The sequence below is a fragment of the Mesoterricola sediminis genome (assembly GCF_030295425.1).
GTDB lineage: Bacteria > Acidobacteriota > Holophagae > Holophagales > Holophagaceae > Mesoterricola > Mesoterricola sediminis.
This window is the reverse complement of record NZ_AP027081.1, coordinates 3,075,435-3,101,570: the sequence shown is the minus strand read 5'-3', so window position 1 is coordinate 3,101,570 and position 26,136 is coordinate 3,075,435. Positions and strand designations below refer to the sequence as shown.

At 71.0% G+C, this 26,136-nt stretch carries 21 protein-coding genes and 1 tRNA gene; 8 read left to right on the top strand and 14 right to left on the bottom strand.

The genetic code is table 11. The features are described from left to right. Window positions 1–31 precede the first annotated feature (31 nt). Window positions 32–114: transfer RNA gene (locus R2J75_RS13625), tRNA-Leu, on the bottom strand. An 85-nt stretch (window positions 115–199) separates the two neighbouring features. On the opposite strand from R2J75_RS13625, the gene R2J75_RS13620 reads away from it, so the two are divergent. From R2J75_RS13620 to R2J75_RS13610, 3 genes are all read left to right on the top strand, one after another. Further along, the gene (locus tag R2J75_RS13620) at window positions 200–1,012 is read left to right on the top strand and encodes a transporter (protein WP_243334178.1); all 813 of its coding nucleotides are present in this window, start codon (window positions 200–202) and stop codon (window positions 1,010–1,012) included. A 25-nt stretch (window positions 1,013–1,037) separates the two neighbouring features. After that, on the top strand, window positions 1,038–3,341 hold the full coding sequence (locus R2J75_RS13615) for an ATP-dependent helicase (protein ID WP_316410384.1): 2,304 nt from the start codon (window positions 1,038–1,040) through the stop codon (window positions 3,339–3,341). Between the two features lie 95 nt (window positions 3,342–3,436). After that, a protein-coding gene (locus R2J75_RS13610) for an IS5 family transposase (RefSeq protein WP_316410383.1) occupies window positions 3,437–4,191 on the top strand; the annotation gives its coding sequence in 2 pieces (ribosomal slippage) (window positions 3,437–3,770 and window positions 3,770–4,191; 756 coding nt in all). Window positions 4,192–4,354: 163 nt separating this feature from the next. On the opposite strand, the gene R2J75_RS13605 is transcribed toward R2J75_RS13610, so the two are convergent. Beyond that, a complete protein-coding gene (locus R2J75_RS13605; RefSeq protein WP_308220542.1) occupies window positions 4,355–6,310 on the bottom strand; it encodes a transglutaminaseTgpA domain-containing protein in 1,956 nt (651 codons plus the stop codon). 23 nt (window positions 6,311–6,333) lie between these two features. Further along, window positions 6,334–7,461 carry an anhydro-N-acetylmuramic acid kinase gene (locus R2J75_RS13600; protein ID WP_243335958.1) on the bottom strand — a complete coding sequence of 376 codons (1,128 nt, stop codon included), beginning with the start codon at window positions 7,459–7,461 and terminating at the stop codon, window positions 6,334–6,336. A 51-nt stretch (window positions 7,462–7,512) separates the two neighbouring features. On the opposite strand from R2J75_RS13600, the gene R2J75_RS13595 reads away from it, so the two are divergent. From R2J75_RS13595 to R2J75_RS19950, 4 genes are all read left to right on the top strand, one after another. After that, complete coding sequence (locus R2J75_RS13595) at window positions 7,513–8,190, top strand: hypothetical protein (protein WP_243335957.1); 678 nt, start codon at window positions 7,513–7,515, stop codon at window positions 8,188–8,190. 110 nt (window positions 8,191–8,300) lie between these two features. Then, window positions 8,301–11,762, top strand: a complete 3,462-nt coding sequence (locus R2J75_RS13590) for an ATP-binding protein (RefSeq protein ID WP_316410382.1) — start codon at window positions 8,301–8,303, stop codon at window positions 11,760–11,762. A 492-nt stretch (window positions 11,763–12,254) separates the two neighbouring features. Further along, on the top strand, window positions 12,255–12,437 hold the full coding sequence (locus R2J75_RS13585) for a hypothetical protein (RefSeq protein ID WP_316410381.1): 183 nt from the start codon (window positions 12,255–12,257) through the stop codon (window positions 12,435–12,437). A 153-nt stretch (window positions 12,438–12,590) separates the two neighbouring features. Beyond that, window positions 12,591–13,055, top strand: coding sequence for a GxxExxY protein (locus tag R2J75_RS19950; RefSeq protein WP_394365848.1), 465 nt, complete (start codon window positions 12,591–12,593; stop codon window positions 13,053–13,055). Here R2J75_RS19950 and gatC read toward each other — a convergent pair. The 3 genes from gatC to R2J75_RS13570 are packed head-to-tail and all read right to left on the bottom strand — an operon-like array spanning window position 12,979 to window position 14,657. Further along, window positions 12,979–13,260 carry an Asp-tRNA(Asn)/Glu-tRNA(Gln) amidotransferase subunit GatC gene (gene gatC / locus R2J75_RS13580; RefSeq protein ID WP_316410380.1) on the bottom strand — a complete coding sequence of 94 codons (282 nt, stop codon included), beginning with the start codon at window positions 13,258–13,260 and terminating at the stop codon, window positions 12,979–12,981. The two genes, R2J75_RS19950 and gatC, sit on opposite strands and share 77 nt — an antisense overlap. A 2-nt stretch (window positions 13,261–13,262) precedes the next feature. Further along, window positions 13,263–14,285 carry a tRNA (adenosine(37)-N6)-threonylcarbamoyltransferase complex transferase subunit TsaD gene (gene tsaD / locus R2J75_RS13575; protein ID WP_243334889.1) on the bottom strand — a complete coding sequence of 341 codons (1,023 nt, stop codon included), beginning with the start codon at window positions 14,283–14,285 and terminating at the stop codon, window positions 13,263–13,265. Window positions 14,286–14,294: 9 nt separating this feature from the next. Further along, window positions 14,295–14,657 carry a YraN family protein gene (locus R2J75_RS13570; RefSeq protein ID WP_243334891.1) on the bottom strand — a complete coding sequence of 121 codons (363 nt, stop codon included), beginning with the start codon at window positions 14,655–14,657 and terminating at the stop codon, window positions 14,295–14,297. 60 nt (window positions 14,658–14,717) lie between these two features. Here R2J75_RS13570 and uvrC point away from each other — a divergent pair, with 60 nt between their 5' ends. Then, window positions 14,718–16,550, top strand: a complete 1,833-nt coding sequence (gene uvrC / locus R2J75_RS13565) for an excinuclease ABC subunit UvrC (protein ID WP_243346243.1) — start codon at window positions 14,718–14,720, stop codon at window positions 16,548–16,550. A gap of 126 nt (window positions 16,551–16,676) precedes the next feature. Here the strand turns inward: uvrC and R2J75_RS13560 are convergent, their stop codons facing one another. From R2J75_RS13560 to R2J75_RS13525, 8 genes are all read right to left on the bottom strand, one after another. Continuing rightward, entirely contained in the window at window positions 16,677–18,230 is a 1,554-nt protein-coding gene (locus R2J75_RS13560) for an immunoglobulin-like domain-containing protein (RefSeq protein ID WP_243334896.1), read from the bottom strand. 89 nt (window positions 18,231–18,319) lie between these two features. After that, window positions 18,320–19,915, bottom strand: coding sequence for a methyl-accepting chemotaxis protein (locus R2J75_RS13555; protein ID WP_316410379.1), 1,596 nt, complete (start codon window positions 19,913–19,915; stop codon window positions 18,320–18,322). Between the two features lie 10 nt (window positions 19,916–19,925). Continuing rightward, a complete protein-coding gene (locus R2J75_RS13550; protein WP_243334901.1) occupies window positions 19,926–21,260 on the bottom strand; it encodes an MgtC/SapB family protein in 1,335 nt (444 codons plus the stop codon). 54 nt (window positions 21,261–21,314) lie between these two features. Beyond that, entirely contained in the window at window positions 21,315–21,956 is a 642-nt protein-coding gene (locus tag R2J75_RS13545; RefSeq protein ID WP_243334903.1) for a hypothetical protein, read from the bottom strand. Between the two features lie 35 nt (window positions 21,957–21,991). Beyond that, window positions 21,992–23,281 carry an MgtC/SapB family protein gene (locus tag R2J75_RS13540; protein ID WP_316410378.1) on the bottom strand — a complete coding sequence of 430 codons (1,290 nt, stop codon included), beginning with the start codon at window positions 23,279–23,281 and terminating at the stop codon, window positions 21,992–21,994. Window positions 23,282–23,341: 60 nt separating this feature from the next. Further along, window positions 23,342–24,037, bottom strand: a complete 696-nt coding sequence (locus R2J75_RS13535) for a hypothetical protein (RefSeq protein ID WP_316410377.1) — start codon at window positions 24,035–24,037, stop codon at window positions 23,342–23,344. After that, the gene (locus R2J75_RS13530; RefSeq protein WP_243334909.1) at window positions 24,034–25,590 is read right to left on the bottom strand and encodes an SLC13 family permease; all 1,557 of its coding nucleotides are present in this window, start codon (window positions 25,588–25,590) and stop codon (window positions 24,034–24,036) included. The genes R2J75_RS13535 and R2J75_RS13530 overlap by 4 nt, the downstream gene beginning before the upstream one ends. A 51-nt stretch (window positions 25,591–25,641) precedes the next feature. Continuing rightward, on the bottom strand, window positions 25,642–26,115 hold the full coding sequence (locus R2J75_RS13525) for a CYTH domain-containing protein (RefSeq protein ID WP_243334911.1): 474 nt from the start codon (window positions 26,113–26,115) through the stop codon (window positions 25,642–25,644). Window positions 26,116–26,136: the final 21 nt, after the last annotated feature.

Here is a 26,136-nt window from a genome sequence, read left to right as displayed (position 1 = left end):
GGGGTCCCGGCCAGCGGAAAGGGGGGATGCGTGCTCGCAGAGGGACTCGAACCCTCATGACCTTGCGGTCGGCGGATTTTAAGTCCGCGGCGTCTGCCATTCCGCCATGCGAGCCGGCCGGACCATCTTAGCGGGTCCCGGCGCCTTCCCCAACCGGCTCCGGCGGGCGATGATGGCAGGGATCTTCCTTGAGGTGTCCATGGCGCCGCGTTCCGCCGCTCTGCTGATTCCCGTCCTCGCCGGCGCCCTGGGCGCCCAGGAACCCGGTCCCATCCAGGACAACTCCTTCCTGGTGGAGGAGGCCTACAACCAGGAGCCGGGGGTCGTCCAGCACATCAGCACCTTCATGCGCGACCGGACCAGCCGGGACTGGCTGTTCACCTTCACCCAGGAGTGGCCCGCCCCGGGCATCACCCACCAGCTGAGCTACACGGTGCCCTTCCAGCGCCTCTCGGCCTCTCCCGACGGCCGTCGCGCGGTGGGGGACGTCCTCCTCAACTACCGCTACCAGCTCCTGGGCGACGGGGAGGCCCGGGTGGCGATCGCGCCCCGCCTGTCCCTGGCCCTGCCCACGGGGGACGAACGCCAGGGCCGGGGGGCCGGGGCCCCGGGCCTCCAGGGCCTCGTGCCCATCAGCGTCGTGCTGGGTCCCGCCTGCGTGGCTCACTTCAACGTGGGGGCCTCCTTCACCCCCGGCGCCCGGAACGCCGCCGGGGACAAGGCGGACCTCACGTCCTGGACCCTGGGGCAGAGCTTCGTCTGGCTCGCCCACCCCAACGCCAACGCCATGCTGGAGTTCGCCTACACCAGCGGCGAGGCCGTGGCCGGCCCGGGGCGGCGGGAGCGGGTCGAGACCTTCTACGTGAACCCGGGCCTGCGCTTCGCCATCAACTTCCGGAGCGGCCTCCAGATCGTGCCCGGGATCGCCTTCCCCATCGGGGTCGGCCCCAGCCGGGGGGACCGGTCCGTCTTCCTCTACCTGAGCTTCGAACACCCCATGTGGAAACCCTGAGCCCGGTCCTTGGTAGACTCGGAGGATGCCGGAACCCACCCAGGACCATCCCCTCCTCCGCAACCTGAACGGGCCCCAGCAGGAGGCGGTGACCCACACGGAGGGTCCCCTGCTCATCCTGGCCGGGGCCGGGTCGGGCAAGACCACCGTCATCACCCGGCGCATCGCCTGGCTGATCGAGGAGGCCGGGGTCCGGCCCGCCAGCATCCTGGCCATGACCTTCACCAACAAGGCGGCGGGGGAGATGGCGGAGCGGGTCCAGCGCCTCGTCTCGGTGCCCGCCGAGCAGCTCTGGGTGAGCACCTTCCACAGCTTCTGCACCCGGATCCTCCGCCGGGAGGGGGACCGCACCCCGGTGGGCCGGGACTTCGTCATCTTCGACCCCTCGGACCAGCGGAGCCTCGTCAAGCAGGTGCTGGCGGACCTGAAGCTGCCCGAGAAGCAGTTCCACCCCAAGCGGGTGCTGGAGCTGATCTCCGATTTCAAGAACCGCTGCCTGCTCCCCGAGGAGGCGGTGGAGGAGGCCCTGGACCCGTGGACCCGCAAGGCCCTGGAGGCCTACAAGCTCTACCAGGCCGGGCTCCGGAGCCACAAGGCCTGTGATTTCGACGACCTGCTCCTGTACACGGAGCGGTTCTTCCGGGAACCGGCGGTCCAGGCGGCCTACGCCGACCGCTTCCGCTACCTCCTGGTGGACGAGTACCAGGACACGAACCGGGCCCAGTACATGCTCGTCCAGCACCTGGCCCGCACCCACAAGAACCTCTGCGTCGTCGGCGACGAGGACCAGTCCATCTACGGGTGGCGCGGGGCGGACATCCGGAACATCCTCGATTTCCGCCGGGACTTCCCCGAGGCCGTGCAGATCAAGCTGGAGCAGAACTACCGCTCCACCCAGCAGATCCTGGACGCGGCGAGCACCGTCATCGCCAACAACACCCAGCGCCTGGGCAAGAGCCTCTGGACCGACCTGGGCCTGGGGGAGAAGCTGACCTTCCGGCTCCTGGACGAGGGGCGGCTGGAGGCGGAGTACGTGGTGGAGCGGATCCGGCACGAGCGGTTCCGGTTCCCGGACGGCAGGTTCGCGGTGCTCTACCGCGCCAACTGGCAGTCCCGGCAGCTGGAAGAGGCCCTCCGGGCCGCCAACATGCCCTACAAGCTGGTGGGGGGCGTCAAGTTCTACGAGCGCCAGGAGGTGAAGGACCTCCTCGCCTACCTGCGGCTCATCTGCAATCCCTTCGACCTCGTCAGCTTCCGGCGCTCCGTGAACTCCCCGTCCCGGGGCGTGGGGGCCACGACCCTGGCCCGGATCGAGGCGGCCATCCCCGAGGGCGGGACGGCCCTGGAGGGGGCGGCGATCCTGCTCCGCAAGGGCGAGCTCAAGGGCCGCGCCCAGCGGGAGATGGGGCGCTACCTGGACCTCTTCGCCGCCGCGGCGAAGGAGGCCTCCAGCCAGGGCCTGGCGGCGCTGGTGCGCTGGGTGCTGGTGGAATCGGGCTACGTGCGCATGCTGGAGGAGGAAGGGACCCTCGAGGCCGAAGGCCGGATGCGGAACCTGGAGGAGTTCGTCTCGGCCGCGGCCGACGCCGAATCCCTGGGCCTGCGGCTGGCCGAGTTCCTGGACCGGGTCACCCTGGCCTCGGATACGGACGAGCTGGAGGAGGCCAGCCTCCTCTCCCTCATGACCGTCCACTGCGCCAAGGGCCTGGAATTCCCCGTGGTCTTCCTCGTGGGCATGGAGGAGGACGTCTTCCCCAACCGGAACGCCCGGGAGGCCGAGGACGGGGTGGAGGAGGAGCGGCGCCTCTTCTACGTGGCCATCACCCGTGCCCAGGCCAAGCTCTACCTCACCGCCGCGCGCCGCCGCCGGGCCATGGGCCAGGAGGTCCTGGGCATGCCGAGCCGTTTCCTCCGGGAGCTGCCCGAGGACGCCCTGGAGGCCCCCATCCGGTGGGGCACCGAGCTCTACCGCGCGGGGCAGGGGACCTTCGGATCGACCCGCCCCGCCGCGGGCGGGGGTGGCGGCTCCGTGGCCTCCGAGCTGAACCGCATCCGGGGCCTCTTCGCCCAGGTCCGGGGCGAGGCCCCGGCCGGGCCCGGCCCCGCCGCGGCCCCCGATCCCGAGCCGGTGCCCCCGCAGCCCGCCCCCCCCGGCGGCACCTGGCCGCGGGGCACCCGGGTGCGGAGCCCCCGCTTCGGCCGGGGCGTCATCACCGCCGCCACCGGGGGCGGGGACATGCTCACCTACACCGTCCGCTTCAGCGACGGCGAGCGCCGCATCGTGGCCCGGTTCGGCATGCTGGAACGGGAACCGGAGTCCAATTCGTGATGGCTAGGCTGTGTTCGGAATCTATAGATTAGATAAATAGTTAACTTGTACTCATACGTAAAGGCTCGTACACCACGAATTTTCCTGGGGTAACGATGCCGAGAAGTTTCCTGACCGATGCCATGTGGGCAAAGCTTGAACCGCTCCTTCCGCCAGAGCGTGGAGGGATGGGGCGATCCCGTCACCCCAACCGTCCCATGGTGGAGGCGATCCTGTGGAGGCACAGGACTGGGGCGCCGTGGAGGGACCTGCCGGAGGAATTTGGACCTTGGACAAGCGTGTACACGCGATTTGAGGCCTGGACCAAGCGCGGCGTGTGGCAAAGGATCCTGGAGTTCCTGCGCAAGGAAGCCGACCTGGAGTGGGTCATGCCGGATGGCACCATCATTCGCGCTCATCAATATTCAGCAGGCAAAAGGGGGGGCTCTGGAACCAGGCGCTCGGACGATCTCGGGGTGGATGCTCGACCAAGATCCATTTGATCTGCGATGCCCACGGTAATCCTTTGGATTTCCTGGCCACTCCGGGGCAAGCCCATGAAAGCCGGTCTGCTGAAGGATTGCTGTGCGGTTGGCAGGCAGAGTACGTGTTCGGAGATCGGGCCTACGATGGGAACCCGGTAAGGAAGGCGATCGAGGCCATGGGTGCGACAGCCGTCATCCCACCTCATCCCCGGCGCAAGAATCCGGCGACCTGGGACTCACACCTATACAAGGCCCGCCATGCCATCGAGCATGGGTTCGCCAGGCTCAAACAGTTCAGGGCGCTGGCCACCAGGTTCGACAAAACGGCGCGAAGTTTCTCAGCCCAGGTGGCTTTGGCCTGCATCGTGATCTGGCTGAGGCTATGAGCGGAGGGTGACAAGGGTTCCGGATCCTCATTGATCCTCCGCGCCTCCGCGTTCCAATAGGATGCTGCGAATGCGCGGCGCCATCAGGCACTGCAGCACAGACTCACTATTCCAGCTCCTCCATGCTCCGGCACGGATGGGTATTAGCCATTACTATCCTAGATTACGAACCCACCCTAGGCGCCGGGTCCCCGATGCGCCAGGCCGCGGCCTCGGTCTGGGCCAGGCGGGCCAGGGCGGCGCGGCCCTTGCCGCCGTAGGTCACCGCGTCGGCCTCCTGGGCCAGGGCGGCCAGGGCGGGGGCCCGGTCGGGGCGGAGGAGGGCGAGGCGGGCCAGCCAGGCCCGGGCGGTCTCCCCGGTGAAGGGTTCGGAGGGCGTGCCCGCGGCGCGCACCAGGGGGGCCAGCTCGGTGATCCGTCCGGGCAGGCCGTCGCCAGCGCCGCCCCGGGCGAAGAACCGCCAGGCGGCCCAGGCCAGGGCCCCGGCGGCGCCCACGAGGGCCGCGGCCTTCAGGAGGGCGCCCAGGCCCGGCCCCAGGCGCAGGCGGTCCCAGCCGTCCTGGAGCCAGGCCAGGCCCTGCACCTGGTCCTCGTCGGAAAAGCGGACCACGTACCGGTCCCACCGGAAGCGCAGGGCGTCGGCCATCCGGGCCGCAGCGGCGGCCACCCCCCCCGCCCCGAAGGCGGAGGGCGGGGCGGGCGGGGTCGGGTCCGCGATCCGCCAGAGGCGCGCCTCCGGATCATAGAACTCCACCCAGCTGTGGGCCTCGTTCTGGGTCACGAGCCAGTAGCCGCCCTCGGGGATCCAGGGGCCCAGGCGGTAGCCCACCGCGACCCGGGCGGCCACGCCCCGGGCCCGGAGCATGAGGGCCAGGGCCGAGGCGAAGTACTCGCAGTGGCCGGCGCGGGTGCGCTCCAGGAAGTCGTCCACGGGCCGGGCCGCGCCCCCGGAGGGGTTGTCCAGGGTGTAGCGGAAGGCGCGGAGGGCGGTGGTGAGGCGCGCGGCCAGTTCCGCCGGGGGCAGGTCCCCGGGCGCCTCCCGGCGGCTGAAGCGCAGGGCGGCCCCGGCCTGGTCCCCCGCGGCGGTGAGGTCGGCCAGGCGCTGGGCGGTCATGCCGCGCTCCGGCTCCCCCGGGAGGGGGTGGAGCTGGACGCGCAGGGGCAGGATGCGGCGGACGGGCACCGTCCACCGGAGGGCGCCCCCGGGGCCCGGGCGCAGGGTCTCCCCGTCGGGCGGCTCCAGGGCCTGGAAGCCGTAGGGCAGGGGGAGGGCCTGGACGGGGGCCGGGTTGACGTACAGGGTGGCTTCGAGGGGACGGTCCGGCGGCACGGGACCACGCCAGCCCACGGAGAACCGCCGGGGGGTGTCGGCGGCCCGTTCCCAGCGCTGGTCCCGCAGGTCCTCCAGGACCAGGGCCTTGAGGAGCCCGAACGGGCCCGCGAGGCCCGGATCGGGCTGGCCGGGCACCACGCGCAGGGCCACCTCCGTGCCCCCCTCCAGGGGACCCCGGGCGGACAGGTCCAGGACGGTGGGCAGGCCGGCCTGGCCCCCCACGGGCGTCTGGAGGCCCAGGGGCAGGCCGCGGACCCCCGCCCGGAGGCGGGGCAGGATGACGAAGCACCCGGCGGCCACCACCACGGCGGCCACGGTCCAGCGGGGCACCCGCCCCAGGGGCGCCGGGCCCGCGGGGGTGGCCACCCGCTCCGAGGCCTGGTCCCAGGCCTGCTGGACGAGGGCCGCCGCCGCCCCCGCGGCCCACAGGACCGCCCACAGGAGGAAGTCCAGGTCCGAGGTGGACACGGCCGTGGTCAGGAAGAGCAGGAAGCCCATGAGGAGGACCTGCCGGCGCTGGGGCAGGCCCCGGGGCAGGGCGAGGCGCACTCCGCAAAGCATGAAGAGGGTGTTCACCACCGTGGGCAGGACGCCCGTCCGGGCCGCCACCAGGAAGAGGAAGACGGCGAGGGCGGCCACCTCCAGGGGGCGCCGGAAGCGGTGGAGGTCCAGCCGCCGGTGCTCCACGAAGGCCGCGGCGGCCAGGGGCAGGGCCATGCCCCCCACTTCCTCCCAGGTGTAGGCGCCCGTGGTGGCGAGGGCCCCCCAGGCCAGCCAGGGGGGCACATGGTCCATCCACCGGCCAGGGATCAACGGGGCACCCAGCTGCCCAGGACCGCGGCCCGCGCGGCGCCGGTCACCTCGGGCAGGTTGGCGGGCACGCCCACCGCCGACGCCGCGCCCAGCAGGGCCCAGCTGACGGCTTCCCGGGCCCCCGGGGGGAACTGCAGGTCATCCACGAGGGGATGCTCCGGCAGCCGCTCCGCCAGGCCCCGGCGCACGGCCTGGTGCTTCGCGCCGCCGCCCGAGAGCAGGAGGGGCGCCCCGGGCAGGGCGGGGGCGTGGGTCCGGAGTTCCCGGGCGCAGGCCTCGGCCGTAAAGGCGGCCAGGGTGGCCAGGCGCCGGGCCAAGGGCAGGCGATCCAGGGCCCCTTCCTCGGCGCGGAGCCAGGCGGCGCCGAACACCTCCCGGCCCGTGCTCTTGGGGGGAGGCAGGTGGAAGTGGGGATGGTCCAGCCACCGGCGGAGGAGGGCGTCGTCCGGCTCGCCCTGGGCCTGGGCGCCGTCCGGATCGAAGGGCTGGCCCAGCCAGCGGGCCGCGGCCAGGTCCAGGAGGCTCATGGCGGGCCCCAGGTCCCAGGCCAGGGTCCGGGTCCCGTCCCACACGGTGGCGTTGGCGATGCCGCCCAGGTTGAGGGCGATCCAGGGGCCCTCCGCCCCGTGGAGCCAACGCTCCGCCAGGGGTACCAGGGGCGCGCCCTGGCCGCCGAGGGCCATGTCCCGCCGGCGGAGGTCCCAGACCACGGGGCAACCGAGGGCTTCCGCCAGCACGTAGGGATCGGCCAGCTGCAGGGTGGCGCCCGCGGCGGGGCGGTGCTGCACGGTCTGGCCGTGGAGGGCCGCGAAGGTGGGCCGGAGCCCCAGCCGCTCCGCCAGGTCCCGCCCCGTGCGGGCGTGGTGATCGCCCAGCTCCCGCTGGAGGGCGCAGAGCTCCGAGGGGGGGAGGGCGTCGGCCGCCGCGGCCAGGACCCGCTCCCGCAGGCCGGCGCCGTAGGGGTGGTGGACGTGCCCCAGGAAATCGAGGAAGGGCCGGCCCCCGCGGAACCCCTCCGGGTCGATCCGCACCAGGGCCGCGTCCGCGCCGTCCGCGGAGGTGCCGGACATGAGGCCCAGGACCGTCCAGGGACCGGGGTCGGGGAGGAGGCGCGCAGGTTCCATGTCCCGGTCATTATGCCAGTGGCGGTAAGCTGTGGGTCGCGAGGTGACGCGATGGACACCCTTCTCCTCATGACCCAGCCGGCGATCCTGCGCCGCCAGGGGGAATCCTCGGGCGGCGGTCTGGGCTGCTTCGTGGCCCTGCTGGTGATCGGCATCATCGTCTTCCTGGTCCTCCGCGGCCGGCGCGACCGCGAGGAGCAGCTGGGCGCCGCGCACCGCCCCATGGGCACCGGCCCCGTCGAACCCCACACCTTCGCCTGCCCCTACCCCAAGTGCCCCTCCTGCGGCGCCACCGGGGAGAAGATGAAGCAGCAGTACGACGGCCTGCGGAAGGTGACCTGGACCTGCGGCTACTGCGGCACCCTGGCTGGCGTCCAGGAACTCCGGGACGAGGAGCTGCCCCCCGGCGCCCGCCAGCGCCTGGGCCTGGACCAGCCCCAGGGCATGATGCCCGGCCAGGCCTACCCGCCCCAGGGCGGCGGCAGCGGCATGGGCGGCCTCCTCACGGGCATGATGATCGGCAGCATGATGGGCGGCGGCCACCACCGGGACCCCGATGACTGGGGCGGCGGCGGTTCGGGCTCGGGCTCGGGCGGCGACTGGGGTGACGGCGGCGGCTCCGGCTCCGGCGGGGACTGGGGCGATTCCGGCGGCTCCGGGGGGGACTGGGGCGACTCCGGCGGCGGCGACTGGGGCGGCGGCGATTCGGGGGGCGGCAGCGACTGGTGACGCCGCCGCGGGCGACATTTCAAATTTTCAACCTTCGGGCCGGAGGCCTGTCTAAAATGTAACCTGTCCGTTTTCGAGGGGTTGCATTGAAGGTTTCATGGATCCGGCCGGTGACCCTGCTCCGGGCGGCGCCATGCCTGGGCCTTCCCTTGACCGCGCTCCTGGGGAACCTCACCGGGCACCCCGCCCTCGCCGCCCTCGGGCGGACCCTCCAGCCCATGTCCACCCCGGCGGCCGCGGCCTTCCTGGACCTGGGCGCGGGGCTCCTCCTCGTCGAGCTGGGGCGCCGCAGCCGAGCCGCCCGATGGGCGGCACTGGGGGCGGCCGTGCTGGCCACGGCCTACCTGGGCCTGGGTGTCCTGCTCTTCCATTTCCAGGGGGCCCTGCCCCTGTTCGGTCTGCTCGGGGGGGCGGTATCTGTCGGCCTGCTGGCCATGGCCGGCGCCGGCCGCGGCGGCCTGCGCCAGGGCGCGGCCCTGGCGGCGCTCCTGCCGCTGGTCGCCGGGGCCCTGCACCTCTTCGGGTACGCCTCGGGCGTGCCCCTGGACTACGAGTCCGGGTTCATGCCGGCCTCGCTGCCCACCTCCCTTTGTCTGGCCTGCCTGGGGCTGGCCCTGCTGCCCCAGGCGGGTCACGACACCTTCCCCCTCTCCCTCTTCCGTCTGCACCGGACGGAGCGGAATCCGGCCCTGCCCTGGGCCCCCCAGTTCCCGCTCGCGGCCTTCCTGCTGGGCGCCACCCTGGCGCTGGTGGCCGGGGTGCTGGTCATGCGGAGCCAGGTGGATGCCAGCCTGGCCTCGGCCCGATCCCAGTTGGCGGGGTACGCGGACCTCAAGGCCGAGGGCCTCGACCGCTGGGTGGCTGAACGGCGCGCCGACGCCGCGCTGATCCGGGAGACGCCCCTGATCAAAGCCCCGCTCCAGGCCTTCCTCCGCAGCCAGCGGTCCGGGGACCCGGGCCTCGCCGCCTGGATGGTCAGCCTGCGGAAGGCCGGCGGCTACCGCTCCATCACCCTCTGCGACACGGCGGGCCGCGTGCGCCTCCACCTGGGTCCCCCCGAGGCGCCCGAGGGCTCGGCGGTCCACGACGCCGCCTTCCGCCAGGTCCTCGCCACGGGCGACGTGGCCCTGGAAGGCTTCCATGCCCAGGGGGCGGACCCGGACCCCCATTCGGGCTGGTGGGTCCCGGTGACGGGCCCGGATGGCGCGCGGGTCGGGGCCCTCTGCCTGGCCACCGATTCGGGCGCGTTCCTGGGACCCTACCTGGCCGATCTCTCGCCCCAGGCGCCCCGGGCCGTCTCCAGCCTTGTGGACCTGTCCGGCGCCGACGCGCGCATCCTGGGGCAGCCGGTTCCGCCGGGCCTCCGGAAGGCCGTCCTGGCCGCGGCGGCGACCGCGGGGCCGGTGGACACCACCGGGGGCGGCGGCCGGCCTTCTGGTCGGACGTTCGTGAGCGCGCGGCCCATCCGGGACACGCCCTGGCACCTGGTGGTCCGGGCGGAGGAAGCGGCGGTCGTGGCGGCCCTGCGCCCGCGCTTCTGGGCCATTGCCCTCGTCACCCTGGGGGCCGTGGCGGTCACGGGGCTGGGCACGGGGATCCTGGTGCGCCACTATGCCGCCCGGCGGGTGCGCGAGCTCCTGGCCGCCGAGCGCGAGCGCAAGGTCCTGGCCGAGCGGGCGCGTTCCCTCATGCACGAGGCCAACGACATCATCCTCATCACCGACCAGGAGGGCCGCATCCTGGAGGCCAACCGGGTCGCGGAGGCCGCCTACGGGTACGACCAGAACGACCTGCGCGGCCTGGCGGCCGGGACGCTCCGGCCGCCGGGGACGGAGGCGGAGTTCCGGGAGCGCTGGGCCCAGCTCCTGGCCCAGGGGCAGGGGGTGTGGGAGACCCGCCACCGGCGCCGGGACGGCAGCACCTTCCCCGTGGAGGCCAGCAGCCGCGTGGTGGCCCAGGAAGGGGAGACCCGGGTGGTCTCCTTCCTGCGCGACATCTCCGAGCGCCACGCCCAGGCCCGGGCCATCCGCCGGTTGTCGCGGCTCTACGCGGCCCTGGGCCAGGTGGGCCAGGCCATCGTATGGGCCCGGAGCCAGGACGCCCTCCTCCGCCGCATCTGCGAGGTCCTCGTGGAGGGCGGCGGCATGGCCTCGGCCTGGGCCGCCCGCCTTGACGCGGTGGGGACGGGCCTCGAGGTGGCCGTGCGCTGCGGCGCGGACGGGCCGCCCCTCCCCGAAGGGGTCCTGGCGGCGGTGGTGGCGCGGGGCGAGCCGGTCATCCTGGCGGGAACCTCCGCCGTCCTGCCCGTGGCCCAGGCCGGGCGGATCACGCACCTGCTGGGGGTGGACGCGGGGGAGGGCGGAACCTTCGGCCCCGAGGAGACGGACCTCCTCATCGAGACCGCCATGGACCTGGCCTTCGCCCTCGACAAGCTGGACGGGGAGGCCCAGCGGGCCCGGGCGGAGGCGGAACAGCGCAACCTGGAAGCCCAGCTCCAGCAGAGCCAGAAGATGGAGAGCCTCGGAAGCCTGGCCGGCGGGGTCGCCCACGACCTGAACAACGTCCTGGGCGCCATCCTGAGCCTGGCCTCCGCCCACCAGGAGACCCCCGGCCTGACGCCGGCCCTCGGCCGGGCCCTGGAGACCATCGTCAAGGCCTGCCTGCGCGGGCGGGACGTCATCAAGAGCCTGTTGTACTTCTCCCGCAAGGGGCTGGAGGCCCCCCGGCCCCTGGACCTCAACGCCCTGGTGCGCGACCTCGCCCAGCTGCTGGCCCACACCACCCTCCAGCGGGTCCGCCTGGACCTGGCCCTGGAGGAGGGCCTGCCCGCCCTCATGGGGGACGGCTCGGCCCTCAGCCACGCGGTGATGAACCTCTGCGTCAACGCCGTGGACGCCATGCCCGGAGGCGGCACCCTCACGCTGAGCACCCGGCGGGAGGGCGGCGGCGTGGTCCTGGAGGTGGCCGATACGGGCGAGGGCATGCCGGAGGAGGTGCTCCGCAAGGCCATGGAGCCCTTCTTCACCACCAAGCCCCTGGGCAAGGGCACGGGCCTCGGCCTGGCCATGGTCTTCGGGACCATGAAGGCCCATGGCGGCACCCTGGAGCTCCAGAGCCGCCCGGGGGAAGGCACCTCCGCCCGCCTGTGCTTCCCCGAAAGCCGCCTGGTCGCCGATGGGGCCGACGCCGGGCCCGCCCAGGAGGGGGGGGCGCCCACCGGGCGCCCCCGGCGGGTCCTGCTCGTGGACGACGACGATCTGGTGCGGGAGGCCATGGAGCCGCTCCTCAAGGCCCTCGGCCACACGGTCCACCTGGCCCCGGGCGGCCGGGAGGCGCTGGCCCTCCTGGAGGAGGGCCTGGCGCCCGACATCGTCATCCTGGACATGAACATGCCGGGCCTCACCGGGGCCCAGGTGCTGCCCCTGCTCCTGGCCGCCCAGCCGGGCCTCCGGGTCATCCTCGCCAGCGGCCACAGCGACCGGGACCTGCCCGACGTCGCCCAGGGAAAGCCGGGCGTGTCCTTCCTCCGCAAGCCCTTCAGCGTCGCGGAACTGCGGGCGGCCCTGGCCTAGACAGCATGGATTGGCCCCTCATTACCTTGCGGGGCCCATCCAGGCTGTCCAGCTCAATTTTCCGACCCACACGATCGATCACTACCGATTACAGCGGATAGCTCCACAGCCAGCACGACACTGGCCGATTGAGCGCGTAGAGGCGAGGGTCAGGGCGAGGAAGCAGGGGCAGCATCCCAGGCATCCCCGTTCATCCCCGTGCATCCCCGGCGAATGAAATTGCAGGGATGGGACGGCGCAATCGGGTAACGGATGCGCCGCCCCATCCCGGCTGTATTTCCAACGGGGATAAAGGGGATGCACGGCGATGCTTGGGATAAGTCCAGGGCCGCGGCCAAGTCCTTCCACCGCTCCCTGGGCAGGTCGAGGCTTCCAAGGTTCGTGATCAGGCGCTGCCGGGGTCCCGCTTCCGCCCGGTAGCTTTCAACCAGCTGATGATTGTTGAATGATGTGCCGACCTTGCCCTGGGAGGTCTGCACGGAACGAATGAACATGGCCCCAACGCAGGCCTCAAACCCTTATGCCGCCCATCCAGCCGTCATCCCACCTCATCCCCGGCGCAAGAATCCGGCGGCCTGGGACTCACACCTATACAAGGCCCGCCATGCCATCGAGCATGGGTTCGACAAACGGCGCGAAGTTTCTCAGCCCAGGTGGCTTTGGCCTGCATCGTGATCTGGCTGAGGCTATGAGCGGAGGGTGACAAGCGTTCCGGATCCTCATTGATCCTATGAAACGCGGAGGCGCGGAGGATCTCGCAGAGGGTCGCGGAGGAAAGCGCTCCTGGAACCTGCCACCTCCCAATGACACGTCCCAACGGGAGGCGTGATGGGAAGGCCTTGGGGAGAGGTCGACGGGGAGGATCATCCGCACAAGGAGATCACCCAGGCCATCATCGGGGAGGCCATCGAGATCCAGAAGGCTCTGGGGCACGGACTCCTGGAAGATCCCTACAAGGTCTGTCTGGCGCACTCCCTGAGACTGGCCGGCCATAAGGTGAAGCGGGAGGTTTTCCTGGATATCGATTGGAGGGGGCTTGTGGGCTTGATCCTTTCTCCGCGAGCCTCAGCGAGATCCTCCGCGCCTCCGCGTTCCAATAGGATGCTGCGAATGCGCGGCGCCATCAGGCACTGCAGCACAGACTCACTATTCCAGCTCCTCCATGCTCCGGCACGGATGGGTATTAGCCATTACTATCCTAGATTACGAACACACCCTAGCCGAGCACCCTCGGCACGACGAAATGGCCGCGCTCGGCCCGCGGGGCGTTGGCCAGGGCCTGGGCCTGGGTGAGGCCCTCGGCGGGGATGTCTTCCCGGCGGGGGAGGGGGGCGTCCAGGCCCCAGGGGGCGACGCCCTCCAGGTCCAGGGCGCCGAGGCTGCCGGCGTGGGTCAGGAGGCGCTCCATGTCCCGGCGCAGGGGTTCGATCTCCGCCTCCTCGAGGTGGAGGCGGGTGAGCGCGGCGCAGCGGAGCACGTCCTCGCGGGTCACGTCCACCGTCAGGCTCCCAGGGGCAGGTTGGCGTCGGCGTTGAGGGAGAGGGGCTCGTCGCTGGGCGCCAGGACGGCCCCGGCGGCGGCGATCATGGCGCCGTTGTCGGTGCAGAACCGGGGCTCGGGCACGGCCAGGACGATGCCCAGCTTCGCGGCCAGGGCCTGGGCCTGGGCCCGCAGCTCGCTGTTGCAGGCCACGCCGCCGGAGACCACGAGGCTCCGGGCGCCGGTCTCCTCCCGCCAGCCGGGGACGGGCTTGAGAAGCCAGGAGGCCACCGTCTCCTGGAGGCTGCGGCAGAGGGCGCCCACGCGCGGGTCCTCCGCGCCGGCCGCGTCCAGCCCGGGCTCCTGGCCGATGCGGAGCCGCACGGCGGTCTTGAGGCCGGAGAAGCTCCAGGACGCCTTGCCGTCCCGGAACTTGGGGGGGGTGAAGGGGGCCGCGGCCTTGGCGGCCTTCCGGGCGCAGGTGTCCACGATGGGGCCGCCGGGATAGCCCAGGTTCAGCATGCGGGCCGTCTTGTCGAAGGCCTCGCCCGCCGCGTCGTCCCGGGTCTTCTGGAGGAGCTCCAGGCTCGTCCAGTCCCGGGCCAGGTACAGGTGGGTGTGGCCGCCGGAGACCAGGAGGGCCAGGGCCGGGAAGGGCAGGTCCGGCGCGCCGAAGCGGGCCGCGTTGAGGTGGCCGAGGAGGTGGTGGACCCCCACCCAGGGGATCCCCTCCCGCCAGGCCATGGCCTTGCTGGCGGAGAAGGTGGTCAGGAGGCAGCCCACGAGGCCGGGGCCCCGGGTGACCGCGATGCGGTCCATGGCCTTGAGGGGCAGGTCGGCCTTGGCGAGGGCGTCGGCGATGACGCCCCGGAGCTGGAGCAGGTGCTCGCGGGCCGCCAGTTCGGGCACGACGCCGCCATAGGGGCCGTGGATCTCGTCCTGGCTCTTCCGGGCCATGGAGAGGAGCTTCGGCCCCTCGGGGGTCTCGCGGATCACCGCCGCGGAGCAGTCGTCGCAGGAGGATTCGAGTCCGAGTACCAGCATTCAAGGATTCTACCGGAAACCCTCCCACCTTTCCGGGGGATGGAACCGGCACCGCCAGCCCGCCCAGCTGACCCGCTGGAAGGAGATGTGGAAGGGCCAGGGGACCCGGGCCAGCCAGGCCCGGAGCGCCAGCTGGAGGCGGAGCCGCTGGGCGGGTCCCAGGGCCGTGTCGGCCCCGGTCCAGGCCCCCGGGGCCCGGGCCTTCACTTCCACCAGGCGCAGCTCCCGCCCCCGCACGGCCAGCAGGTCCAGCTCGAAGCGTCCCGCCCGCAGGTTCCGCCCCACCAGGTCCCAGCCCCGGGCCCACAGGAGCCAGGCGGTCCCCGTCTCGCACATCCGCCCGTACCTGCGGGCCGCCGCGCCGCGATCCATGCCCCCGGGTGCCCCGGGGCGGACCCCGGTTCCCGGCCCCTGCCGGAGTCCCCCTCCGGCTTGGTAGACTGGCCCATGGCCGTCGTCCGGACCAACATCGACCGCAGTCCCGCCCTCCAGCGCAAGCTGGGGGACCTCCCCACCCAGCCCGGGGTCTACCTGTACCGGGACCAGGAGGGGGAACTCCTCTACGTGGGCAAGGCCAAGGTCCTGCGGAACCGGGTGCGGAGCTACTTCCACACCAAGGTCCTGGACGCCAAGACCCGCCGTCTGGTCGCTCGGATCTGGGACCTGGAGTTCATCGTCTGCGCCACGGAGCTGGAGGCCCTGGTCCTGGAGAACAACCTCATCCGGGAGCACCGCCCGCCGTACAACATCATGCTGCGGGACGACAAGAGCTACCCCTACGTGAAGCTCACCTGGAAGGACCCCTACCCCCAGGTCTTCGTCACCCGGAAGGTGCGGAAGGACGGCAGCCTCTACTTCGGGCCCTTCTTTCCGGCCTCGACGGCCTATCGAACAGCCGAGCTGGCCTACCGCTTTTTCCAGATCCGGGACTGCGACATCGACATCGACGGGAAGCGGGGCCGGGCCTGCATGAAGTACCAGCTCCACCGCTGCACCGCCCCCTGCATCGCCGCCGTCACCCAGGAGGCCTATCGGGAGCAGGCCAAGGAGGCCCGGCTCTTCCTGGAGGGCAAGCGGGACGAGCTCAAGACCCGGCTGGAGGCCGCCATGTGGGCGGCGGCGGAGAACGCCGCCTTCGAACAGGCCGCCCAGTACCGGGACACCCTGGCCCAGGTCGACGCCTGGTTCAACCGCCAGAAGGCCGCCACGGTGGACCAGGAGGACACGGACTACTACGGGAGCGCCGTCCTGGACGGACGCGCCTGCGTGCACCGCCTGGAGATGCGGGAGGGCCGCATGGTGGGGCGCCGGGAATACGTCCTGGAGGACGTGGAGGCCTTCGACGGGGCCGTCCTCGCCGAAGTCCTGAAGCGGGTCTACGCCGAGGAGCCCGTTCCCGCCCGCATCCTGGTGGAGACGGAGCCCGAGGACCTGGAGCTCCTGCGGGAGTGGCTCGGCGGCATGCGCGGCGCCCGGCCCCACGTGGCCGTGCCCCAGCGGGGCGAGAAGGTGGAGCTGCTGGCCATGGCCCAGGAGAACGCCCGCCTGGCCCTGGAGCGCAAGTTCGAGCCCGCCCGGCTCAACCAGGCCGTGCTGGAGGGCCTCCAGGCCTTCCTGGGCCTCGCGCGGCCGCCGCGGCGCATGGAGTGCTTCGACATCAGCCACGGCCAGGGCCGGGAGGTGGTGGCCAGCTGCGTCGTGTTCACGGACGGCGTCCCGGACCGCAAGGCCTACCGGCGCTTCAAGATGACCAATGAGCAGAACGACGACTTCGCCAACATGGCCGAGGCCGTGGGCCGGCGCTACCGGCGCATGCTGGACGAGGGGCGGGACCTGCCGGACCTGGTGCTCATCGACGGCGGCCTGGGCCAGCTCCACGCCGCCGAGGCGGCCCTGGCCGGCCTGGGCCTGGACCAGCTGGAGCGCGCCTCCCTGGCCAAGAAGGAGGAGCTGGTCTTCCGCCCCGGTTCCAGCGAGCCCCTGCGCATCCCGAGGACCAGCCCGGTGCTGCAGCTCCTCCAGCGCATCCGCGACGAGGCCCACCGGTTCGCCATCACCTACCACCGCATGCTGCGGGCGAAGCGGACCCTCCAGACGGAGCTCACCACCATCCCCGGGGTGGGGCAGGCCACCGCGAAAAAGCTCCTCCAGGCCTTCGGCTCGGTGAAGGGCGTGAAGGAGGCCGGGGAGGAGGCCCTGGCCGGGGCCGTGGGCAAGGCCGCCGCCGCCAAGGTGCGGGCCTGGGCCCAGGCGCAGGAGCCCTGACCCGCCCGGAAGCCGTTCCCCGCGACCCGGGTCCCGGATGAAAAACGGGGATGGGGCGGCGCGCCCCGACCCGGGGGCGCCGTCCCATCCCTGCCGTTCCATCCCCCCGGGAAGAGGGGGATGCGCCTACCGGACCCGGTTGGCCAGGCTGAAGGTCTGGGTCTGGCCCCAGGCCACGGCGGCGCCCTTGGTGTTGGACTTGTTCCAGAGGCACTCGCGGACCGTGAACTCCTTCTTCGCGGGATCGATGGTGACCACGTTGAAGGCGAGCTTCTTGGCGTCCTTGCCGGAATCCTTGCCCTTCACGGGGGAATCGCAGCGGAAGACGGGGATGGAGAGCTGGGTCATGCTGTTGTTGATCAGCACCGAGTTCTCGCCGTTCCAGGTGCGGTACTGGGTGAAGTTGTCATGCCCGTTGAACCAGGCGATGACGTTCTTGCGGGCCTTGAGGAAGGCGGCGAGGTCGGCGACCTCCTTGGTGGGCACGGTGGCCGTGGTGATCGTGGTGGCGGGGGCCACGATGTTCGAGGCGCTCATGGGATCGCGGAACAGGTTGGCGAAGCCCGCGCCGAAGGGGAAGTCGACGCCGGTGGTGGAGGGGTCGCGGAAGTTGGCGCCGTTCTGCTCCGGAGGCATGTGGGCGAAGAGCATCACCGGGGTGGAGGTGCCGACGCCGGACAGGTAGGCGGCGAGCTTCTCCTGCATCTCCGCGTCCAGCCACTGGTTGAGGAACACGAAGTGGACGCCGCCGTAGACCTTGGTGAAGAACACCTTGTGCTGGTTGTAGTCGAAGGTGGCGTTGGTGACGGGGGTGGCCGGGTTCATGCCCAGGTTGTAGATGCCCGCCAGGGCGGTGGGATCGATGCCGCCGATCAGGGTCTCGGGGCCGCCGAGGGCGTTGGCGACGTCGTGGTTGCCGGGGGTCAGGTGCTGGGGCAGGGCGTTGCCGTTGTTGTCCTTGAGGGTGACGCCCTCCAGCCACACCTTGGTGAACTGGGCCCAGCTCTGGGCGGCGGTGTTGCCGTTGTAGGAGCCGGACTGGGTGCGGCTGGCCATGTCGCCGGTGTTCGCCATGAAATCGAAGCTGCCGAAGACGGTGCCGGCGCCCACTCCGTAGTCGGAGGGGGCCGTGGCCGTGGACAGGGTGTTCACCGCGTCGCGCATGGCGGTGTTGACGTCCAGGGCGTCCACGGTCGTGCTGGCGCCCTGGAAGGCCGCCGCGGCGGCCAGCGCGTCGCCGAAGTGCAGGTCGGACACGTGGATGAACTGGATATAGGGGACCTGCTTGACGGTGACGGTGAAGGTGCGGGTCTGGGTCGAGGCCTCCTGGGCCAGGGTCGCGGTCAGGGTCACCTGCTTGTCGGCGCCGTAGGGGGGGCGGCGCACGACGCCCGCCGGGGAGACGACGCTGGGCAGGCTCGAGGTCCAGGTCACCGCGCAGCCGCTCCAGGTGCCCTTGGTGGGCAGCGTGAGGTTCTTGGTGACCGCCGCCGCGCTGTCGCCGGAGGCGTACGTGATGTCCAGGATGGAGGCGTCGGCCTCCACCTGTTCGGTGGACGAGGCGCGGTGCAGGTCGGTGCAGGCCACGGGGCCGAGCAGCATCCCGAGGACGAGGGCCGCGGGCACGAGGAGCTGGCCGGGGCGGCGGGGCCTCCGGAAGGGGAAGAAGGGGTGGGTCAAGGCATGCCTCCAGGGGTGGGCCGCGGAGCGTCCGCGGGCAGGGCTTCGCCGGGGCGGGGTCGCCCGGGCATCGGGAATGGGGAAGGGGTTCAGGCGGTGCGGAAGGCCTCGGTCAGGCGCTGAAGTTCGGTGGCCAGGAAGGCGAGTTCCTCGGCCGTTCGGTTCGTCTCCTGCATGGTCGCCACCAGCTCCGTGGTGGCCGACCCATGCCGTTCGGTGAGGGTGCCCATGGCCTCCAGGTGCGTCAGGAGGCGGCGGGTCAGGTCCGACTGGTCCCCCATGGCCCCGGCGATGTCGCGCACCTGGGCCCCGTTCTCGCGGATGTGGCCCTGGATGGTGTCGAGCCCGTCGTTGACCAGGGCCACGGCCTGGATGCCCAGGCGGACCCGTTCGGCGCTCTCGCCCACGAGGGAGGAGATCTCCTTGGCCGCGACCGCGCTGCGCTCGGCGAGCTTGCGGATCTCCTCGGCCACGACGGCGAAGCCCTTGCCCTGGGCGCCGGCCTTGGCCGCCTCGATGGCGGCGTTCAGGCTCAGCAGGTTGGTCTGGCGGGCGATGTCGGCGATGACCCCGGTGATCCGGCCGACCTGCCCGGAGCTCTCCTGGATCGCCTCCATGGCCTTGTCCGATTCGGAGGCGCTGGCCTGGGAGGCCCCCGCCGCGGACTCGGAGGCCTCGGCGATGCCGGAGAGGCGGGTGGCGCCTTCCTGGACGCGGCCGGTGATCCGGCCCATGTCGCGGACGAGGCCGTTGCCCTCTTCCATGATCATCCGCTGCTCCTGGGCGGAATGGCCGATCTCGTCGGTGGCGCCGGCGACCTCGCCCACGGTGGCGCTGAGCTGGGTGGCGGAGGAGGCGACCCGGTGGCTCACGTCGGTGATGGTGCGGATGTGGCGCTCGAGGTTGTCGATGACCTGGTTGAGGGCGTCGCGGGTGCGCCCCAGCTCACCGCCGCCCGGGGCCTCGCAGCGGCGGGAGAGGTCCCCCTCCTGGACGGCGCGCATGGAGGCCAGGAGCTGGGCGGCCTGGCGCTGGACCCCCCGGCCCAGGTAGGCCGTGAAGCCGAGGCCGATGACGACGGCGGTCATGGAGCCGGCCAGGATGGCCATCTCCCAGCGCCACGCCGCGGCCTGGTCCCGGACCACCAGATCCTCCCCCTCCTTCTGGAGCGCCTGGATGAGCTGGAGCAGGCGGTTGTAGCCCTCGCGCCGGAGGGCCGTATTGGCCTCGATGAGGGCGGGCAGGTCGGCCTGGCCCGCCTTGCGGGCCTGGTCCAGGATCGGCGGGAAGGCCTTCAGGTAGCCGCGCATGCCCTCGGCAATGACGCGCACGTCCTCCCGGGCCTGGGCGGACCAGTCCAGGGCCTCCAGGCGGGCCAGGGACTTCTCCAGGTCCGCCTCCACTTCGGCCAGGCGCCGCAGGCGCTTCTCCACGTACTCCGGGTTCCGGCCGGCCCCGATGAGGGACACGTGGATCACCCGGAGCACATCCGAATCGTGGAGCACCTGGGCGGCGGCGGCTTCCTTGGGAAGCTGCCCGCCCAGGACCCCCTGGCCGGCCCGGAGCCGGTGGAGGCCCTCCACGGCGAGCACGGACACCACCGCGAGGAGGAAGAGCTGGGAGGCCAGCAGGGCGAGGAACTGGGCGCCCAGATCGAGGTTGCGGAGGCGGCGGAGGGGGTTCATGGCGGGAGGCTCAGAGGAGGATCAGGGCATAGATGAGGGAGAGACCCACGAGGCCGGCCATGCCCGCGGCGGCGAGGTGGGCCGTTCTGCGGGTCCCGAAGATGTAGGTGTAGATGGCCTTCAGGATGTTGTTGCTGGCCGTGGCGATCACCACCGCCTGGATGACCTGGGTCCGGTCGATGCCCAGATCGCCCTGGAGGACGGTCACCACGAAGGGGGTGATGTCCGTGAAGCCGACGATGAAGGACATGGCCCGCAGGCCCATCTCCTTGAAGAAGAGCAGGGCGTACTTGGTGGAGAAGGAGACGGCCATGAACATGGCGGCGAAGAAGAGGGCCGAATTGATCTCCAGGGGGTTCCTGCGGAAGGACTCCTCGCCGGGCTCGGGGGCCGGCGGAAGGGGGGCGCTCGCGGCGTCCGGCGCGGGCGCGTCGGCGGGTGGCGCGGGCTCGGGCGGGGCGTCGCGGTTGATCCAGAGGCCGTAGGCGGCGGAGAGGAGGGCCAGGACGAGCAGGACCGGGGCCACGCGCAGGGCGTCCCGGGTCCGGAAGATGGCGACCAGGACGAGCACCCGCAGGTACATCATGGCGACCGCCAGGAGGATGGCGGCCGCGGCCTGGCGGTCCTTGCCTGGCTGTCCCTTGGAGCGCTTGGCCAGGACGAGCACTGCGACGGTGCTGGAATAGACGCCCCCCACCAGGCCCGTCAGGAGCATCCCCCGGCGGGGGAACAGGTAGGTCTGGAGGACGTAGCCGAGGTACGAGATGGTCGTGGTCACCACCACGGCCATCCAGATCTGGCGCGGCGTCAGGGGGAGGACGGTGAAGATGTGGCCCAGGGCGCCCGTGGTCGGGGCGGTGGCGGGGATGAGCGGGAGCACGACGCCGGCGATGGCCAGGAACTTGCACGCCGTCACCACCTCCCCCGTCTCCAGGCGGTCCGTGAACCGCCGGATGCGGCCCTTGGAGTGGAGCACGAAGAGGATGGAGACGGCGAAGAGCACGACGAACCAGTGCGGCTGGTGGAGGGTCACCGGGCCGATGGCGTACGTGAGCAGGGCGATGAGCACGCCGATGAGGCCCGGGCTCTTCTTCTGCCGGACCTTGTTGTTGTAGTAGACGATGAGGAAGGGGACGATCGCCGCCAGCCCCGTGAGGAACACGAACGGGCCGATGCCGGGCAGCTGGTAGAGCATGAAGCCCAGCATGCCGAAGAACACGAAGGTCCGGACGGTGCCGAACGTGTCGTACTTGCCCTCGCCCTCGTAGTAGTCCCGGAGACCGATCCCGATCAGGAAACTGGCAGCGATGGTGAGGAGGAAGGAGGCTACGAGGGGAGGAATCAAGGATGGCTCCCTGGGGGATCGGGCGCGGGGACGGATCCCCGCGCCCTCCGGTTGCTAGGCTTCCATGCCGATGACGCGCTTGGCGGCCCTGAGGTAGTTGGTGTTGGGCATCTCGGCGATGCCGAGGCCCTCGATCACCGTCTTCATGCCGGCGTAGTTCTCGCTCTCGGCGCAGGCGGACTCGACGAGGGCGCCGTTGAACCACACCTGGGCGTACTCGCAGATGATGCCTTCGATGGTGAAGCCGTAGCGCATCTTCTCGACCTTCACGGGCGTGAGGTCGGGGTGCTGGCGGGCCATGGCGATGAAGGCGTCGATGGTGTAGGTCTCCTCGGTGAGGTCCATCTCGACCTTGAGGTGGGACAGGATGGTGGCCAGGTCCTCCTTCTTGACGGGGAACTGGAACTTGCCGCGGGGCTGGAAGATCTCGTAGCCCTCGGGGGTCTCGCCGGTCTTGGTCTTGATGTCGAGGAGGCCGTCGCGCACCTTGACGTTGGCCTCGTTGGTGCGGGTGGAGAGGAAGTAGGTCTCGACGGGCATCTTGCGGGCCTGGAAAAGGACGGTCTTGCCGTTCCAGATCTTCGACTTGACCAGGTCGATGACGCCGTGGCCGAAGACGCGGAACTCGGCGCGGGGGAAGATCTTGGCGGCATCCTCGGCGGAGGTTGCGGTGTTCTTGGCGAAGGGGTCGGCCATGACGGCTCCTGTGGAAAGGGGGTGGGGGGACCGGGTCAGAAGGCCACGGCCACGTAGGCGAAGGAAAGCACGGCTGTCGCGCCCATGCCCGCCGCCACCAGGACGGCCGCTTTGCGGTTTCCGAAGAGGTGGGCGTAGACGGCCTTCATGAGGTTGTTGCTGGCCGTCGCGATGACGACGGCCTGGAGGACCTGGGGCTCGGAGATGCCCAGGTTGCCCTGGAGGACCGAGACGATGAACGGCACGATGTCCGAGGCGCCCACCAGGAAGGAGAGCATCCGGAGGCCCAGGTCCTTGAAGTGGAGGAGGACGTACTTCGTGACCACGGAGACCGTGATGAACATCAGCGCGAACAGGAGGGCGGCGTTGAGCTCCAGGGGGTTCTTCTCCTTGATCTCGGGTCCGTCCTCGGGGGTCTCGGCGCCGGCCTCCCGCGCTCCGCCGCGCCGGACGATCCAGGCCCCCGCCGCCGTGATGGCGGAGAGCACGAGGAAGGGCGGAACGAGCCGGAGGGCGCCCAGGGGCATGAAGGCGGCCACGAGGAAGAGGATCCGCAGATACATGGTGGGCGTCGTGAGGAGGATGGCCGCGGCGGTCTCCCGGGCGAGGGAGGGCTGGTGCCGGGTCTGCTTGGCGAGCACCAGGGTGGCCATGGTGCTCGAGTAGAGCCCGCCGATGACGCCGGTCAGCAGCATGCCCTTCCTGGGGTAGAGGTAGGTCTGCAGCACATAGCCGGCGTAGGAGATGGCGGTGGTGACGACGACGGCCATCCAGATCTGCCGGGGCGTCACGGGCAGGATCGTGAAGACCCGCCCCGCGAATCCGGTCTGGGGCACCGCGACCGGGATGAGGGGCAGGACGACCCCGGCGATGGCCAGGAACTTGCACGCCGTCACCACCTCCCCCGTCTCCAGGCGGTCCGTGAACTTCCGGATGCGGCCCTTGGAGTGGAGGACGAACAGGATGGTGACGCCGGTCGCGGCCAGGTACCAGTGCGGCTCGTGGATGGCCACCGGCCCGATGCAGTAGGTGAGCAGGGCGATGAGCACGCCGATGAGGCCGGGGCTCTGGCGCTGGGTCACCTTGTGCCGGTAGTAGACGACGAGGAAGAGCCCGAGGACGCCCATCGCCACCAGGAAGGCCCAGGGCCCCAGGACGGGGATCCGGTAGACCGTGATGCCGAGCATCCCGATGAAGATGAAGGTCCTGACCGTCCCGAACGTGTCGAACTTGGCCTCCTGCTCGTAGTACTCCCGGAGGCCGACGCCGATGAGGGCGCTGATGGCCAGGGTGAGCAGGAAGGGGGACAGCTGGGGTGGCAACAAGGAAACCTCGATCGATGGGACCCGGCCTTCAGGCCGGGCCCATGGGGGAAGACGGGGACATCAGGCCTTGGAGGAGGTCATGTCCCGGAACAGGAACAGGTAGAGCGCCGAGATGGCCGCGCCGAAGACGAGCCACAGGAAGGAGCGCCTGCGGGGAACGGCTTCGAGGAGCATGCTGGCCGAGTCGCCCTGGTCCGCGTCGTTGATGCGGAGGAGGGCCGTTTCGCGGCCCTCGGTCCGGCCGAGGCGGACGCGGGGTTCGATCTCGGTGCGGCCGGCCTTGGGCAGCGCCTCCTTGATGGTCTGGAAGCGGTAGCCCTGGGGAAGGCGGACCTCGACGGCGTAGTCGCGGATGACGGCGGCCTCGGTGTTGACGAAGGCGTGCTGCACCAGGCGGCTGTCGGCGGGGATGGTGGGCTTGGCGCCGGCCTTCGGGCGTTCGGCCTTGAACACCCCCTCCGCGGTGAACGCGAAGGAGAAGGTGCAGGCCGCGGACCCGGGCGGGAGGGTGACCTTCACCCCGCCGTGCTGGGCCTCGAGGCCCAGACCTTGGGGACCGTCCAGGGTCCGCAGGGCGGACATCCTGAACCCGACGGGGAGGTTGAAGGGGGCGCCGGAGGCGTCGGCGACGGAGACCGTCGCCACGGCGGAGGCCGTGCCGTCGGGGGCCACGTCGACCCGGGTGGCGTACTGGCGGATCTCGGCGGCGCCGGAGGCCAGGGCGCAGGTGAGGAGGAGGAGGCTCGGACGGATCATTTCGGCATCGCCCAGAAGGAAGGCGTGATCCCGAGCCAGTGGAACCAGGTCGCGGCCGAGGCCACCAGCAGGAGGAGGCCCACCGTGCAGGTGGCCATCCCGAACTTGAAGTTGTCCATCACGGAGTACTGGTTGGTGGAGAAGAGGATGACGTTGGGCTTGCCGCTGATGGGCAGCCCGACCACCCAGTCGATGCAGAGGGCGGCGGGGAGGGCCATGGAGACCGGGTCCCAGCCCAGGGCCTTGGACATCGAGATGATGATGGGGATCATGATGATGGTCCGCACCGTCTTGGACGTGGTCAGGAGGTGGCTGTACATCATCACCGCCATGACGATCGTGAAGGCCGCGCCGAAGGGGATGGAGCGGAGGTTCATGCCGCCGAAGAGCGTCCGGACCCCCCACTCGGCCGCGCCGGTGTCCTCGAGGGCCAGGCCCCCGGCGTAGGCGCCGGCGGAGAAGATGAGGAGGTGCCAGGGGATGTCCGCCTCGGCCCACTGCAGCACGCCGTAGCGGGGGAAGAGGACGAGGACCGCGCCGATCAGGGCCGCGAAGGGCGCGCTGATCTCCACGCCGAACCAGCGCATGTGGAAGATGTCCGTCATCCAGAGGAAGAGCACAATGCCGAAGATGACGATGGCCTTCTTCTCCTGGCGCCCGAGGGGGCCCATGGCGCGGTGCTGTTCCTCCACGAGGGCGAGGCCGCCCTCGATGTGGGGCACCTGGTCCTCGGGCTTGATCGGGAAGATGAACTTCTGGCCGATGAACCACATGATGAGCATGGACATGATCGCGATGGGCGCGCCCAGCCGCATCCAGTCCATGTAGTAGACCCGGTGGCCCGTCATGCTCTGGATGAAGCCGACGGCCACGAGGTTCGCGGAGGACCCGGTCATGGTGATGGAGCTGAGCACCGAGATCCCGGCCAGGTTCAGGAGGAGGAGGTTCCGACCGAAGTTGGTGGGGTTCTGCTCCGTCGAGCCGTAGATGGTGGCCACGACGATCATCAGGGGGAGGGTCATCACGCAGCGGGCCGCGGTGGCCGGGATGAGGGGGGCCAGGGCCAGCTGGAGGATCACGAAGGCCAGGAGGGCCCAGGAGGCCTTGCGGCCGAAGCGCAGGATGAGCCAGAGGGCCATGCGCTTGGCCATGCGGGTCTTCACCAGCATGGAGCTGAGGATGAAGGCCAGGAGGTTGAGCCAGATCACTTCCATGCCCAGCACGTCCATCAGCGGCTTCGCGGGGGAGGTCCGCGTGATCAGCAGCAGGAACATGAGGATGAGGGAGGTGACGTAGGTCGGGAAGGGCTCGGTCACCCACCACACCAGGGCCAGCGCGAAGCAGGCCGCGCCCGTCTGGGCGGCGCCGGTCAGGCCGGCGCCCGCGGGGAGGTAGAAGACCAGGAGGAAGAGGGCGATGCCGCCCGGAAAGCCCAGGTAGCGCATCCACCGCTCGGTGGGGCTCTGGGCGGCCCGCGTCTTGGAGGAGAGGACCATCTTCTCCATGTCCAGGAGTTCCTGGAGCGTCGGGGCTGCGTTTGCTTCAGCTGCCATGAGTCCGTCCGGAAAGCCGGGCCGCCCATCGAATGGGCGGCCCGGAAGGGATTATGCCTTGCCCCAGCTCTTGAAGGGGTTCTTGAGCAGGTTGGAGTTGAAGTAGCGGGGGTCGCTGGAGACTTCGGCGCCGATGAAGGCGGGCAGCTCGATCTTCTCGTCCTCGGAGGCCAGCTCGACCTCGGCGACGACCAGGCCCTCGTTGTCCCCGTGGAAGACGTCGATCTCCCAGGTCTTGCCGCCGTGGACTTCCTTGTGGCGGTGCTTGTCGATCAGGGGCTGCTCGCAGAGGTTGTCGAGCAGGATGGCGGCGTCCTCGACGGGGACCGCGTACTCGAACTCGGACCGGGTGACGCCGGTGGTGACGCCCTTGATGGTGAGCTTGGCCTTGGTGCCCTCGATGCGCACGCGCACCACGCGCTCCTTCTGGGAGTTCAGGTAGCCCTGCTTGAAGTGCACGCCGCCGTCCTGAGGGACCCAGGTGTCCAGCTTGACGAGATACTTGCGTTCGATTTCTTTGGCCATGCGGGGCCTCCTCGGTGGGAA